We start from the raw sequence: 13,655 nt of genomic DNA, 5'->3' as shown, positions 1-13,655 counted from the left end.
GGCGCGGTTCCGGGCCCGCACCACCTTTTCGACGATCCACGCGTCGATCGACGCGTGGATCGTCGCGGACAGCGTGCGCGCGGTGGACGCGCCCACGAGCGGACGGGAGGCACGGTGCCAGCCCGCACCGTGCCTCCTGTCCGTCGCCGCTCGCGACCACTGCACCCCTTACGCGGCCGGCGCCTCCGCCGGCGTCGTCGCGCCGTACACGGCGGTGAGGATGCTCTCGACCCACTGGATCAGGGCGTCGTCCGGCAGCGCCTGGTCGTGCGGCCGCGGCATCGGGATGCTCGCCGCGTTCTGCTGCGGGAACCACTTCGCGCCCGGGAACATCCGCTTGAGCCGCACCTGCGACGAGTCGGCGAGCTCCTTGCCCGCCACGCGCAGGTTCGAGCCCATGACGACCACGTCGGACAGGCCGACCTGCTGCGCCATGCGACGCAGGCGGGAGACCTCGACCAGCGTCTGCACGGCCTGCGGCGGCTGCCCGTAGCGGTCGGTGAGTTCGTCGAGCACCATGTCGATGGCGTCCTGCTGCGCCGTCGGGGCCGAGGCCGCTGACAGCTTCTGGTACGCCTCGAGCCGGAGCCGCTCGGACTCGACGTAGTCCTCGGGGATGTGCGCGTCGACCGGGATCTCGAGCCGCAGCTCGGTCTGCCCCTCGGCCACGTCTCCGCGGAACTGCGAGACGGCCTCGCCGATCATCCGGAGGTACAGGTCGAACCCGACGCCCGCGATGTGCCCGGACTGCTCGCCGCCGAGCAGGTTGCCGGCGCCGCGGATCTCGAGGTCCTTCATGGCGACCTGCATGCCCGCGCCGAGCTCGTTGTTCGCCGCGATGGTCTCGAGGCGGTCCTGTGCGGTCTCGGACAGGGGCTTCTCGGAGTCGTACAGGAAGTACGCGTACCCGCGCTCGCGCCCTCGGCCGACACGACCGCGCAGCTGGTGGAGCTGCGACAGCCCGTACTTGTCGGCTTTGTCGATGATCAGCGTGTTCGCGTTCGCGATGTCGAGGCCGGTCTCGATGATCGTCGTCGACACGAGGACGTCGAACCGGCGCTCCCAGAAGTCGACCATGACCTGCTCGAGGGTGCTCTCGGACATCTGCCCGTGTGCCACGGCGATGCGGGCGTCCGGCACGATCTCGGCCAGGTGCGCGGCGACGCCCTGGATGTCCCGCACGCGATTGTGCACGTAGAACACCTGGCCCTCGCGCAGGAGCTCGCGGCGGATCGCGGCGGCCACCTGCAGGTCGGACTGCGGCCCGACGAAGGTCAGGATGGGGTGGCGGTCCTCGGGTGGGGTGGCGAGGGTCGACATCTCGCGGATCCCGGTGACCGCCATCTCGAGCGAGCGTGGGATCGGGGTCGCCGACATCGCCAGGACGTCGACGTTCGTCTTGAACTTCTTCAGCTGGTCCTTGTGCTCGACACCGAACCGCTGCTCCTCGTCGATGATGACGAGCCCGACGTCCTTGAAGGTGATGCCCTGCGACAGGATCCGGTGGGTCGCGATGACGATGTCGACGGTGCCGTCGGCGAGCCCGGCGATGGTCTCCTTCGACTCCTTCTCGGACTGGAACCGGCTCAGGGCGCGCAGGTGCACGGGGAACCCGGCGAAGCGTTCCTGGAACGTCTCCATGTGCTGGCGGACGAGCAACGTCGTCGGCACGAGCATGACGACCTGCTTGCCGTCCTGCACCGCCTTGAACGCGGCGCGGATCGCGACCTCGGTCTTGCCGTAGCCGACGTCGCCCGAGAGCAGGCGGTCCATCGGGATCGGGCGTTCCATGTCGCGCTTGATCTCGTCGATCGTGGTGAGCTGGTCGGCGGTCTCGGCGAACGGGAACGCCTCTTCCAGCTCGCGCTGCCACGGGGTGTCCGGGCCGAACGCGTGCCCCTTCGACGCCATCCGCGCCGAGTACAGCTTCACCAGGTCGACGGCGATGTCGCGGACGGCTTTGCGGGCCTTCGACTTGGCGGCGGACCAGTCCGAACCGCCCATCTTCGACAGGGTCGGTGACTCGCCACCGACGTACCGCGAGAGCTGGTCGAGCTGGTCGGTCGGGACGAAGAGCTTGTCGCCGGGGTAGTTCCGCTTCGATGGCGCGTACTCGAGCACGAGGTACTCGCGCTGCGTCTTCACCGCGTTGCGGCCGCCGGAGCTGACCTCGCGGCTCACCAGTTCCACGAACTTGCCGATGCCGTGCGTTGCGTGCACGACGACGTCGCCCGGCTTGAGCTGCAGCGGGTCGACCACGTTCTTGCGACGGCTCGCGAGCTTCTTGACGGTGCGCGCGCCCTGCTGGACGCTCCGGCCGTAGAACTCCGCTTCGCTGAGCACGACGATGCGCGGATCCGGGATGGCGAAGCCGTGCTCGACGGTGGCCGTCGTGACGATGGCGACACCCGGTTCGGGAGGCGCGGGCAGGGCTTCGGCACGGGCTGCGACCCCGGCGTCGGCGAGGACCTGCACCGCCCGCTCGACCAGACCCTGGCCCTGAGCGGTCACCACGACCGCCCACCCGTCGTCGGTGAGCGCCTTGACGTGCGCGATCGCGCCGTCGGCACTGCCCGCGAAGCTCGGTACTGCCTCGGCTCGGACGCGGATGTACTCCCCCGCCTCGGCTGCTGCCTCGGCGTCGGTGAGCACGCGCGCGGTGTCGCCTTCGTCGAGACCGGAGTCGAACGGCGACACCGTCCACCAGGTGCGCTGGCCGCGGGTGTTCTTGAGCTGCTGCACCGTCAGGAAGTTGCCGGCGTCGAGGTCGATCGGCGCCTGGGCCCCGGCGACCGCGGCGCTCCACGCGGCCTGCAGGAACTCGGTGTTCGTCTCGGCCAGGCTGTTCGCGCGACCGTTCACCCGCTCGGGCGAGAACACCGCGATGGTGGCGTCCTCGGGCAGGTACGAGGTCATCGGGACGAGGTCCTGCACGAGCGCGGGGGCGAGGGACTCCATGCCCTCGACCGGGATCCCCTCGGCGATCTTCGCGAGCATCTGGGACAGGTTCGGGAACTCGTGGAGCATCTCGCGCGCCCGCTGCCGGACGTCGTCGCTGAGCAGGAGTTCGCGCGAGGCCGTGAGTTCGACCGAGCCGAGGTCGTCCTCGGTCGTGCGCTGGTCGGCGACCGAGAACGCCTTGACGGCCTCGATCTCGTCGCCGAAGAAGTCGACGCGGACCGGGTGGTCGGCCGTCGGCGGGAACACGTCGAGGATGCCACCGCGCACCGCGAACTCACCGCGCCGGGTGACCAGGTCGACCCGGGCGTACGCCATGTCGACGAGCTTCGCGGCGATCGCCGCCAGGTCGTTGCCGCGCGAGTCGGTCCGGAGCAGCACGGGCGCGAGCGAGGTCAGGTTCGCCGCGATCGGCTGCAGCGCGGCCCGGACGCTCGCCACGACGATGGTGGTGCGGCGGTCGGCGGCGTCGGCGGCCGACCAGGACGCGAGCCTGCGGAGCGTCGCGATGCGGGTGCCGACGGTCTGGGCACTCGGGCTGAGCCGTTCGTGCGGCAGGGTCTCCCACGCCGGGAACTCGAGGACGTCGGCGTCGGGGACGTAGCTGCCGAGGGCGTCGCGGACCGCTTCGGCTTCACGCCCCGTCGCCGTGATGACGAGCACGCACTGCGGCCCGTTCCGCTCGGCGAGCAGCGCCCCGAGCAGCGGGACCCGCAGGCCGTCGACGACCGAGAAGTCGGCGTCACGAGGCGCGGCGCGGAGCACGCGATCGAACGCGGAGGCGCGCGAGAGCGCAGGGATGATGCCCGAGATCGTCACTCAGGAGATGGTACCGGCCCCCACCGACACCGCCCGCGTGGTGCGCGACGGGCGAACACGGCCGGGATCGACCAGCGCGGTCAGGACGGTGCGTGCACCCGCTGCTGCGCGGCGACGAGTCCGACCTCGGCGATCGCCTCGACCGCGTCCGCGGCGTCGGCCAGCAGGATGGGCAGCGACTTCTTCTCGGCTGCGGAGAAGTCACGCAGCACGTAGTCGGCAGGGTCCTGACGACCGGGGGGACGACCGATGCCGACCCGCACGCGCATGAACTCGTTCGTGCCGGTGGCCTTGATGATGTCGCGCAGCCCGTTGTGCCCTCCGTGACCCCCGCTGCCCTTGAGGCGGACGGTGTCGAACGGCAGGTCCAGCTCGTCGTGCACGACGACGAGGTCAGCTGGGGTGGCGCTGTAGAACCCGAGGACCGACGAGACCGGTCCACCCGAGGTGTTCATGAACGAGCCGGGCTTCGCGAGCACCAGGCGCGGTCCGCCGGGCACCAGGCGCCCCTCGGCGACCTGGTTCGGCGTCTTGTGCTTCTTGAACCGCGCACCCATGCGGGACGCGAGTTCGTCGAGGACCATCTGGCCGACGTTGTGACGGTTGCCGGCGTAGTCGGGCCCGGGGTTCCCGAGTCCGACCACGACCAGCGTTCGATCCGCCACAGCGTCGACCAGATGCCTTCGAAGGGGGTGTTACTCGGAGTCGACCGGCTCGGAGCCGCCCTCGGCACCGGCTTCGGCACCGGCTTCGGCCGAGGCCTCGTCCGCAGCGTCGTCGTCAGCGGTGCCACGCGGGGTGACGATCTGCACGACGAGCGCCTCGCCGTCGGTCTCGAGCTCGGCGCCCTCGGGGAGGGTGAGCTCGGCGGCCGTGATCTGCTTGCCGTCCTCGAGGCCCTCGACGTCGACGACGACGTGCTCCGGGATGTCGGTCGCGAGGACCAGCAGGGAGACGGTGTTCAGGTCCTGCACGTGGATCGTGCCGGAGAAGGACTCGCCCTCGATGACGACGGGCACGTCGACCGTGACCTTCTCGCCGCGGCGCAGGACCACGAGGTCGATGTGCTCGATGATCTGGCGCACCGGGTCACGCTGGACGTCCTTGACGAGGGCGAGCTGGGCCGCACCCTCGATGTCGAGGTCGACGACCGCGTTGGCGGTACGGACGAGCAGCATGGTCTCGTGGCCGGGCAGCGAGATGTGCTTCGGCTCGGTGCCGTGGCCGTAGACCACTGCCGGGATCTTGTCGGCGGCGCGGAGCTTGCGCGCTGCACCCTTGCCGAACTTGGTGCGGACGTCCGCTGCGAGCTTCGTGTAGTCGGCCATGGTGCCTCCTGGTCTCGGGGGTCGACACCGGCGGTCCGGCATCGTGGGGGTCTGTGGTGTTGCAACTCGAACGCGTGCACGCGTGAGGAACGTTCCCTGGGCTGGGCCGGGTCTCCCACCGCGTCGATCACGGCCGCTGTCGCGGCCCTCGCCGAAGTCAATCACCGACTCTACCAGCACCCGCCGGGCGTGTCGTGCCTCAGTGCCCAGCGGCCACCGCCTCCTTCGGCACCTTGAGGAACGACAGCACCACGAAGGCGAGGACGTAGAGGCCGACGAACGTCCAGACCACGCCACCGGGCCCACCCCACGGCAGGACGGCGCTGACCACGGCGTTGCCGAGGAAGGTCGCACCGCCGGCCGCCGTGGCGTACATGGCCATCGCGGCGCCGCGGCGCTCCTCGCCGGCGAAGGCAGGGACGATCGCGCCCATGGGTGTGAACCCGGCGAGCATGATGCCGAACACCGTCCCCGCGGCGGTGGCGAGCCAGAAGCCCCACTCGGAACCGGCCGGCACCAGGTGCGGGACGTACCACCAGGCCAGCAGCCCGATCGCCGAGGCGCCGATGCCGAACCACTTGACGGTGCGGATCCAGCCGATGCGGTCACCGAGGGCACCGAAGAAGGCGTTGAACAGGATGTTGCCGGCGTAGACGATCACCGTCATCGTGAGCCACTTCGACTGGCCCCACCCGAGCTCGGTACCGATGATCGCCGGCATGATCACGAACATGCCGAACTCGGGCGCCGTGTTGACGAGCCGGATGAGGACGGCGAGCAGGACCTTGGGGCGCGTGATGCAGACCTCGATGCCGCTGGCGATGACCCGTGCGGCGGAGTGGGAGCGCGGGGCGATGCGGCCGAGCCCGGTCTGCTCGTGCACGCCGAACCGGACGATCACCCAGCCGGCCACGACCAGGACGAGCGACAGGGCCATCGACCACGTCTCACCCATGTGGCCGCCGCCGAACGCGGGGATGCTGCCGATCGCGATGAGCGAACCGAGCGTCGGCAGGCCACCGGTGAAGACGACGTAGAACCAGCCGACGGCCGTGGCGTTCCGGTCGCGCGCCACGGTGTGGTTCACCCAGCAGAGGAACGAGAAGGCGAACAGCGGGAAGCCGAGTCCGCGCAGGAAGTACGTCAGGGCGATCAGCCCGACCGACCCGGTGGGCAGTGCCGCGAGGAACGCGACCTGGAACACCACCCACAGGACGGCCCCGATCGTCATGACGCGGCGCGGCCCCCACAGCTCGGAGAGCACGCCGGCGAAGTAGGACGCCACCAGGACGGCGACGCCGTAGATGCCGATCACCATCGCGGCGCTGTCCGTGCCGCCCGAGCCGAGGGCCGCGGCGATGTGCGGAGCGATGAAGTTCGACTCGATGCCGTCGCCCGTCATGAAGACGAGGACACCGAGGAAGCCCCAGCGCAGCGGGTGCGGGATGCCGAGGCGGGCGATGAGACCCTCGCGCCCGGCAGACGGTGGTGCGGTGGCAGGTGGTGCGGTCGTCACGCCGTTCGGCGGGGTCAGGGTCGTGGTGCGGTTGGTGCGGGGTTCCGACATGTGTCGTCTCTCCTGGAGGGGCCCCGGAGTGCTCGACCCGGCATCGCGGCATGTCTCCGGGGTGCGCCGCGCGCCACGCACCCGACCGCCCGCGCAGTGGCTGCGGGCGGTCGGGGCGTCGGCGATGATGCGAGTCCTCTACCCGGGGCGCCCCGTGCTGATGCGGAGACGGCTCCCGACGGACCATCGCCGGCCCGAAGCATGGTGTCCGACGTTAGACCGCTCCAACGCCCTTCGTCAAGAACGACAACTGTTGTGTAACGATCGGCGGTCGTGCCGCGCGGAGGGAGTCGTTCCGGGCGTAGTGGGTCGTTCCGGGCGTAGGTGGTCGTTCCTTTCGGCCGAGTACGCCCGATTCGACCTTCCATCGCGCGCGTGATGGGAAGGAACGCTCCGCGAGGCTCAGCGACCGAGGCTGCGCCGGTGCTCCTGCGCGGCCGCCAGCAGCTCGCGGGCGTCGTTGCTCGTGGCCCCGGCGGCGTCACGCGCCTGTTCCGACCGCGCGACCTCGGCGTCGGCGTGCTCGAGCTCGCGCTGCAGGTCGGCCCGGCGCTCCTCGGCCTGCTCGAGGTCCGCCTCCGCGGCGTCGAGTGCGGCATCGGCGTCGCGCGACTCGCTCCGGGCGGCGGTCTCCGCCTGGCGTGCGGCCTTCCGCTCAGCGGCCGGGTCACGCTTCGGCTCGGGCTGGGCGTCCGGCTCCGGTCCGTCCTGGGGTTCCGTCTCCGTCGACCGGGAGGCACGGCTCGCCTTCCGCGCGCCCCTCGCCTGGGTGATCGGGATGGGTGGGGCGTCGCTGCCGGACCAGGCGTCGGGCACCGCGTCCGGATCCGCGAGCGCCCCGTCCAGGTCGACCGCGTCGAACCCCACGCTCTCCAGCGGCGTCACGAGCAGCCCCGACCGCACGGCGGCTCCGGCGTGCGGGTCGGCCATCGCCGCCTCGATCGTCGCGCGCACCTGGTCGAGCACGGCCGACGTCGCGGGGTGTCCGGCGTCCGAGGCGAGGTCGGCCCCCGCCTGCGCCAGCGCCTCGATCACCTCGGAGCGTTGCTGTCGGAGAGTCCGGATCTCGCCGGGGTCGGCGTCGGCCTGGGCCTTGCGGAGGGCTGGCCCGAGGTCGACCGCGTCGTCGAGGGCGCCGTCGTGCGCGAGCAGGTCCACGACCCACGCTGCCGGTGCCGGCTTCCGGAGCTTCCCGATCGCCGCCGCCAGGGCCCGGTCGTCCTTCCGGACCGCGCGCTGGCGGGCCGTGCGCTCGGCGACGAAGTCCCCCGGCGCGACGAGCAGCAGCTCCCGGGCGACCTCTGCGAACTCCACACCCACAGCTTGCCGCTACCAGTCGTGCACCGTTCCGTCGGCCAGGCGGTTGAACGGCAGGTAGGCCTGCTCGTACGGGTACTTGCCGGCCTCGTCGACGTCGAGGCTGACCCCGAGGCCGGGCTCGTCACCGGGGTGCAGGTAGCCGTCCGTGAAGGTGAAGGTCTGCCGGAACACCTGGTTCGTCTGCGGCCCGTGCTGCATGTACTCCTGGATGCCGAAGTTGTGGATCGCCATCCCGAGGTGCATCTGCGCGGCCAGGCCGACGGGCGAGATGTCGGTCGGCCCGTGGAACCCGGACTTGATCTGGTACATCGCGGCGTAGTCCATCGTCTTCTTGAGCGGGGAGATGCCGCCCATGTGCGTGACGGCTCCGCGGACGTAGTCGATGAGCTGGTCGCGGATGATGTCCTTGAAGTCCCAGATCGTGTTGAAGACCTCGCCGATCGCGAGCGGTGTGGTGGTGTGCTGCCGGACGAGCTTGAGCGCCTCCTGGTTCTCGGCGGGGGTGCAGTCCTCGAGCCAGAACAGGTCGTACGGCTCGAGCGACTTGCCGAGCTTCGCGGCCTGCAGCGGGGTCATCCGGTGGTGACCGTCGTGCAGGAGCGGCAGTTCGGGTCCGAACTCGTTGCGGACGGCCTCGAACACGGTGGGCACGTGGCGCAGGTAGGCGCGGGTGTCCCAGTCCTCCATGGCGGGGAAGGCTCCGCGCTGTGCCGGCTCGAAGTCGTACCGGACACCCTCGTTGCCCTCGGTGGTCTTGTTCGACGCGATGCCGTAGATGCTCTCGAGGCCGGGGACGCCGGTCTGCACGCGGATCGAGCGGTAGCCCTCCTCCTGGTGCTCGCGGATCGAGTCGAACAGCTCGGGGAGCTCCTTGCCCGAGGCGTGTCCGTAGGCCATCAGCCCGGTGCGGGATGCGCCACCGAGGAGCTGGTACAGCGGCATGCCGGCGACCTTAGCCTTGATGTCCCAGAGCGCCATGTCGACGGACGCGATCGCCGCCATCGTGACCGGGCCGCGACGCCAGTACGACGAGCGGTACAGGAACTGCCAGGCGTCCTCGATGCGGCTGGCGTCGCGGCCGATCAGCAGCGGCACGACGTGCTCGGACAGGTACGCGGCGACGCCGAGCTCGCGGCCGTTCAGCGTCGCGTCACCGAGGCCCGTGACGCCGTCCGCGGTCGTGATCTTCAGCGTGACGAAGTTCCGGTTCGGGCTGGTGACGATGACCTCGGCACGCTCGATGAGCTGGCCGCGGTCGGCCGACGCCCACGTGTCCGGACGCCCGGAGGTGTGCCCGGTCGCCGCGCCGGTGTCGGCGGCGCCCGGCACCGGGGCCGCGGGGTTCGTGGTGGTGTCGGTCATGCGTGGACTCCTTCGTCGGTGCTCGTTCGGGCGGTGCTGGTGGTGGTGCGTGCGGCGGTGCTCGCCGCCCGGATGTCGTCGGCCGCTGCGGTGATCGCGTCGACCATGTCGGTGGTGTCGAGGTCGGGGGCGATGACGCGCAGCACGTCGCGCACGTCCGAGTCTGCCCCGGGGGCTCCGTCGTCGTCCACGAGGTCGGGCTGCGTCGTGACGTGGAGCCACCACGCGGCGATCGCGGTCGCGGCGCCGGGCCCGATGCCGGCGGACGGCTCACGCTCGAGTCGGTGCCGCACGACGTCGACGACCCGAACGGGCAGCTTCTGCGATCCACCGGAGGCGATCTGTCGCAGGGTGTGCCGGATGCGGGGGTTCCGGAACCGGTCCACCAGGGCGGCACGGGCGGCGGTGACCTCGTCGGCAGGGAGCGGCAGTTCGCGGGCGGCCTCGTCCCACAGCTGCTCGACGGCGGCACGGCACACCGGGTCGTCGATGGCCGCGGCGACGGTCTCGTGCCCGCGCTGGAGCCCGAGGTACGCGAGCAGCGAGTGCGAGCCGTTCAGCAGCCAGAGCTTCCGCTGCTCGTACGGGGTGACGTCGTCGACGACGCGCACGCCGGCGGTCTCCCACGCGGGGCGGTCGATCCCGTCGAAGGCGTCCTCGAGCACCCACTCCGCGAAGGGCTCGGTGACGACGGGCACCCGGTCCCCGGCGAGCGCTCCCGGCAGGGCGGCGAGGCCCTCGACGTCGGCGTCGGTGGTCGCGGGGGTGATCCGGTCGACCATCGACGACGGGAACGAGACGTTCGCCTCGATCCACGCGCGCAGGTCGGGGTCGGTGGTGGCGCCCAGCACGGCCTCGCGCAGCACCGCGCCGCTGTGCGTCAGGTTGTCGAGGCTGACCAGCGCGATGTGCCCGCCGCCGGCCGTCCGCCGGGCGTCGAGCCCCGCGATCAACCGGGCCGGGACGTCGGAACCGGACCGGTAGCCCTGCTCGGTGACCGTCAGCGTGATGATGGTGGTCTCCGGGGACGCGACCACGTGCCTCCAGGCCGTGTCGTCGCTGCCCGGGTGGGCGGCCACGATCGTGTCGACCACCTCGGCGTCGTCGCCGGTCGCAGCACGCGTGACCAGCGTGTACCGGCAGTCCTGCGCGGTGAGGGCGTCCGCCGCCGCGGGCGAGCGGCCGGTGAAGGCGGTGATGCCCCACGGCTCCCCCGTGGTGTGGGCGGTGTACCAGGCGAGGTGGGCGCGCGCGAACGCACCCACCCCGAGGTGGACGATGCCGGGGCGGCGATCGGTCATGCCGACACCGGGACGAGGGACCGCAGGTACGCCAGGTTGTCGGCGGTCCTGGCCTCGAGCGGCAGGTCGGTGGAGAAGTCCTCGATGGTGACCCAGCCGTCGTAGCCGACCTGGCGGAGGGCGTCGAGGTACTCGGAGACGGACGCCTGCCCGGTGCGCAGCGGCGCCCACTCGTTCTGCCAGATCGTGCTGCCGTCGGCGCGGGTGTCGCCGGTGTCGACCCAGCGGGCGTTCTTCACGTGGGCGTGTGCCAGGTACGGGCCGAGGAGCTCGAACGCGGCGAGGTGGTCCTCCTGCCCCTCGATGACCAGGTTGCCGAGGTCGTGGATGACCCCGATGTGCTCCGGGTCGAGGCCGTCGACGAGCCGCAGCGCCGCCGAGGCCGAGGGCGTGATCGTCATGTGGTGCAGCTCGACGAGCGCCTTCACGCCGAGCTCGGTCGCCCGGGTCACGGCCCACTCGAGGTCGGCGCGGGTGCGGTCGAAGATCTGCCCGTACGTCTCGCCGGTGCGTTCCTTCTCCTGCCGGTACATCGGCATCGAGACGCGGACCTGGCGGGCGCCGAGCTCGCTCGTGACGCGGAGCATCGTCTCGACGCCCTCGTGGTCCGACGCCTGCTGGTAGCCGCCGATGCCGGAGTACTCGAGGCCGGCGGCGTCGGTGATCCGCGCGATCTCGCCGACGTGGTCCTGGATGCCGGTGAACTGCCACGTGGAGTTGTTGCCGGCCCAGAACGAGCGACCGGCGGGCACGACGGTGCCGTCCGCGGGGCGGTCGTCGACGATGCGCCACTCGACGCCGTCCCAACCCTGCTCGGCCAGCGTCGAAGCGGCCTGCGACGGGGTCCAGTCGGGGGTGGAGGCGGTGAACACGGAGAACTTCATCGGGTGGCTCCTTCGGTGGCGGTGTCGGACGCTGCTGCAGCGCCCACCACGGGCACCACGTCGTCGTACTTGCCCTCGATCACGTCGTCGATCCGGACGGGCTGCCCGAGCGTCGCGCTGACGTACAGCCCGCGGACGGTGGCGAGCGACACGAGGGCCGCGTCGACGGTCACGCCGGGCTCACGGCCCTCGCGGATCGCAGCCACGATGTCGGTGTACTGCCGACCGTGCCCTGCGGCGAAGTGGTCGGGCTCGGCAGGGCCGCCGACGACGTGCTCCGGCGGGACGACGTCGTCCTTCTGGTCGACCGCGCCCGCGACCGCCGAGGCGTTCGAGGTGGTCGACGCGGACTCGAGGGTCGCGGCGTCGGGTGCGATGTGGAAGTACGCCAGGCGGTCGTCGTCGACGATCGCCGACCCGTGCGTGCCGTACACGGCGTAGCGGGCGGAGAGGCCCGGGTACGCGGCGGTCGTGCAGTGGATGACACCGAGCGCGCCGCCGGCGAACCGGACGGTGGCGACGGCGGTGTCCTCGACCTCGATGCGGTCGTGCGCGAGCAGCCCGGTCTGGGCCGAGATCTCGACCGGACGGCCGAGCGCCCAGACGAGCAGGTCGACGGTGTGCACGCCCTGGTTCATCACGGCGCCACCACCGTCGAGCGCCCAGGTGCCGCGCCAGTCGCCGGAGTCGTAGTAGCCCTGCGACCGGTACCAGGCGACGCTCGCCAGGCCGGAGGTCACGGTGCCGAACCCGCCGTCGTGGGCGGCTGCGGCGACGGCGGCCGAGGCCGGGTCGAAGCGGTGCTGGCTGATGACGCTCGTGACGAGTCCACGGTCGCGTGCTGCCGCGGCGAGCGCGGCGATCTGCCGGGCCCGGGGCATCGTGGTGTCGAGGGGCTTCTCGATGACGACGTGCTTGCCGGCGGCCAGGGCGGCCTCGGCGAGCTGCACGTGCATGCCGGAGGGCGAGCAGATCGCGACGACGTCGATGTCGGTCTGCGCGATCGCCTCCTCGATGGTGGACGTCGTGACGGGGCGGGTGACGCCCATCGCCTCGATCTCGTCGGCGGCGCTCGTGGCGGCGGCGGGGATCGCGTCGACGAGGGCGACGACCTGCAGGTCCGGGTGGTGGACGGCGACCGTGGCGTGGTGGCGTCCGATGACGCCGGCGCCGACGACTGCCAACTTCAGTGGGGTGGTCATCGCAGGGTGACTCCGATCTGGTCGGTGAGGGTGCGGAGGGCACGACCGGCGCGACCGAAGGCCGCGGGGCCGGAGAACCCGCCGAGGGAGGTGAAGTCGCTGAGGTGCGGCTCGAGCGAGGCGTAGCCGGAGTAGCCGGCGTCGCGCAGCGCGGTGAGGGTCTGGAGCAGTTCGCCGTCGCCCTCACCCGCGGGGACGACTGACGAGTCGGCGGCCAGGGCGTCCTTGACCTGCAGGTAGTCGACGTAGGGCGCGAGCTGCGCCCACCCGTCGGTGAACGGCTTGACGCCGCACTGCACGTAGTTCGCGTTGTCCCAGGCCAGTCGGAGCGCCGGGGACCCGACGCTCTCGACGATGTCGAGCACGCGCGAGGGGACGTCGCCGTAGATGTCCTTCTCGTTCTCGTGCAGCAGGGTCACGCCCTCGCGTGCGGCGAGGTCGGCCAGGGCGCGCATCCGGACGAGGACGTCGTCGCGGACGTCCTCCGGCTGCCGGCCCTCGAAGTAGAACGAGAAGATCCGGATGTTCGTGGTGCCGAGGGCGTGCGCGGCGGCGATCGCGCGACCGAGCCGTCCGACCTCGTGCTCGACGGGCTCGTCGACGGAGACCTTGCCGATCGGCGAGGCGATGGCGGACACGGTCTGTCCGCGCTCCTCGAGCAGGCGGTGGAGTCCGGCGAGCTGGTCCTCGTCGAGGTCGACGACGTTCACGCCCCAGGCGCTGCGGACCTCGATGGCGCTCGCGCCGAGCGCCTGCAGGACCGCGACCTGGACGACGGGGTCTGAGTCGATCTCGTCGCCGAAGCCGGAGAGTTCCCACGTGGGCTGGTCGGTCATGGTGTCCTTTCGTGTCGGACGGGAGGCGCGTGGCGGGGCCGCCACGGGCCTCCAGTCCGGTTCTGGGTTGCGGTGACT

General features: G+C 71.4%; 10 protein-coding genes. All 10 read right to left on the bottom strand.

Features of this window, described 5'->3' with window-relative positions; translation table 11 throughout:
* Positions 1-168 precede the first annotated feature (168 nt).
* The 10 genes from mfd to EDF53_RS17415 all read right to left on the bottom strand — a co-directional run bounded on the left by mfd (position 169) and on the right by EDF53_RS17415 (position 13,577).
* Positions 169-3,777, bottom strand: coding sequence for a transcription-repair coupling factor (gene mfd / locus EDF53_RS17460; RefSeq protein WP_123294730.1), 3,609 nt, complete (start codon positions 3,775-3,777; stop codon positions 169-171).
* A gap of 80 nt (positions 3,778-3,857) precedes the next feature.
* Positions 3,858-4,442 carry an aminoacyl-tRNA hydrolase gene (gene pth / locus EDF53_RS17455; RefSeq protein ID WP_123294729.1) on the bottom strand — a complete coding sequence of 195 codons (585 nt, stop codon included), beginning with the start codon at positions 4,440-4,442 and terminating at the stop codon, positions 3,858-3,860.
* 30 nt (positions 4,443-4,472) lie between these two features.
* Positions 4,473-5,105: a 50S ribosomal protein L25/general stress protein Ctc gene (locus tag EDF53_RS17450; protein ID WP_123294728.1), complete on the bottom strand. Its 633-nt coding sequence runs from the start codon at positions 5,103-5,105 to the stop codon at positions 4,473-4,475.
* Between the two features lie 199 nt (positions 5,106-5,304).
* Positions 5,305-6,672 (bottom strand): RbtT/DalT/CsbX family MFS transporter, encoded by a 1,368-nt coding sequence (locus EDF53_RS17445; protein ID WP_123294727.1) that lies wholly within the window; start codon positions 6,670-6,672, stop codon positions 5,305-5,307.
* Positions 6,673-7,074: 402 nt separating this feature from the next.
* On the bottom strand, positions 7,075-7,986 hold the full coding sequence (locus tag EDF53_RS17440; protein ID WP_123294726.1) for a hypothetical protein: 912 nt from the start codon (positions 7,984-7,986) through the stop codon (positions 7,075-7,077).
* A 15-nt stretch (positions 7,987-8,001) separates the two neighbouring features.
* Complete coding sequence (manD, locus tag EDF53_RS17435) at positions 8,002-9,354, bottom strand: D-mannonate dehydratase ManD (RefSeq protein WP_260213489.1); 1,353 nt, start codon at positions 9,352-9,354, stop codon at positions 8,002-8,004.
* Positions 9,351-10,655 (bottom strand): mannitol dehydrogenase family protein, encoded by a 1,305-nt coding sequence (locus EDF53_RS17430; protein WP_123294725.1) that lies wholly within the window; start codon positions 10,653-10,655, stop codon positions 9,351-9,353. Before EDF53_RS17430 ends, manD begins: the two co-directional genes overlap by 4 nt.
* The gene (locus EDF53_RS17425; RefSeq protein WP_123294724.1) at positions 10,652-11,539 is read right to left on the bottom strand and encodes a sugar phosphate isomerase/epimerase; all 888 of its coding nucleotides are present in this window, start codon (positions 11,537-11,539) and stop codon (positions 10,652-10,654) included. The genes EDF53_RS17430 and EDF53_RS17425 overlap by 4 nt, the downstream gene beginning before the upstream one ends.
* The gene (locus tag EDF53_RS17420; RefSeq protein WP_123294723.1) at positions 11,536-12,741 is read right to left on the bottom strand and encodes a Gfo/Idh/MocA family protein; all 1,206 of its coding nucleotides are present in this window, start codon (positions 12,739-12,741) and stop codon (positions 11,536-11,538) included. Before EDF53_RS17420 ends, EDF53_RS17425 begins: the two co-directional genes overlap by 4 nt.
* On the bottom strand, positions 12,738-13,577 hold the full coding sequence (locus EDF53_RS17415) for a sugar phosphate isomerase/epimerase (RefSeq protein ID WP_123294722.1): 840 nt from the start codon (positions 13,575-13,577) through the stop codon (positions 12,738-12,740). Before EDF53_RS17415 ends, EDF53_RS17420 begins: the two co-directional genes overlap by 4 nt.
* Positions 13,578-13,655 lie beyond the last annotated feature (78 nt).

Origin of the sequence: Curtobacterium sp. PhB78 (assembly GCF_003751685.1) — a bacterium.
Lineage (GTDB): Bacteria > Actinomycetota > Actinomycetes > Actinomycetales > Microbacteriaceae > Curtobacterium.
Note: the sequence above shows the minus strand (reverse complement) of the source record. Positions and strands in the feature narration are given on the sequence as shown.

Bases quoted from the DNA above. Each gene is read 5' to 3' on its own strand.
- EDF53_RS17430 (WP_123294725.1), bottom strand. From the start codon at position 10,655: ATGACCGATCGCCGCCCCGGCATCGTCCACCTCGGGGTGGGTGCGTTC.
- manD (WP_260213489.1), bottom strand. From the start codon at position 9,354: ATGACCGACACCACCACGAACCCCGCGGCCCCGGTGCCGGGCGCCGCC.
- EDF53_RS17420 (WP_123294723.1), bottom strand. From the start codon at position 12,741: ATGACCACCCCACTGAAGTTGGCAGTCGTCGGCGCCGGCGTCATCGGA.
- EDF53_RS17425 (WP_123294724.1), bottom strand. From the start codon at position 11,539: ATGAAGTTCTCCGTGTTCACCGCCTCCACCCCCGACTGGACCCCGTCG.
- EDF53_RS17445 (WP_123294727.1), bottom strand. From the start codon at position 6,672: ATGTCGGAACCCCGCACCAACCGCACCACGACCCTGACCCCGCCGAAC.
- EDF53_RS17415 (WP_123294722.1), bottom strand. From the start codon at position 13,577: ATGACCGACCAGCCCACGTGGGAACTCTCCGGCTTCGGCGACGAGATC.
- EDF53_RS17450 (WP_123294728.1), bottom strand. From the start codon at position 5,105: ATGGCCGACTACACGAAGCTCGCAGCGGACGTCCGCACCAAGTTCGGC.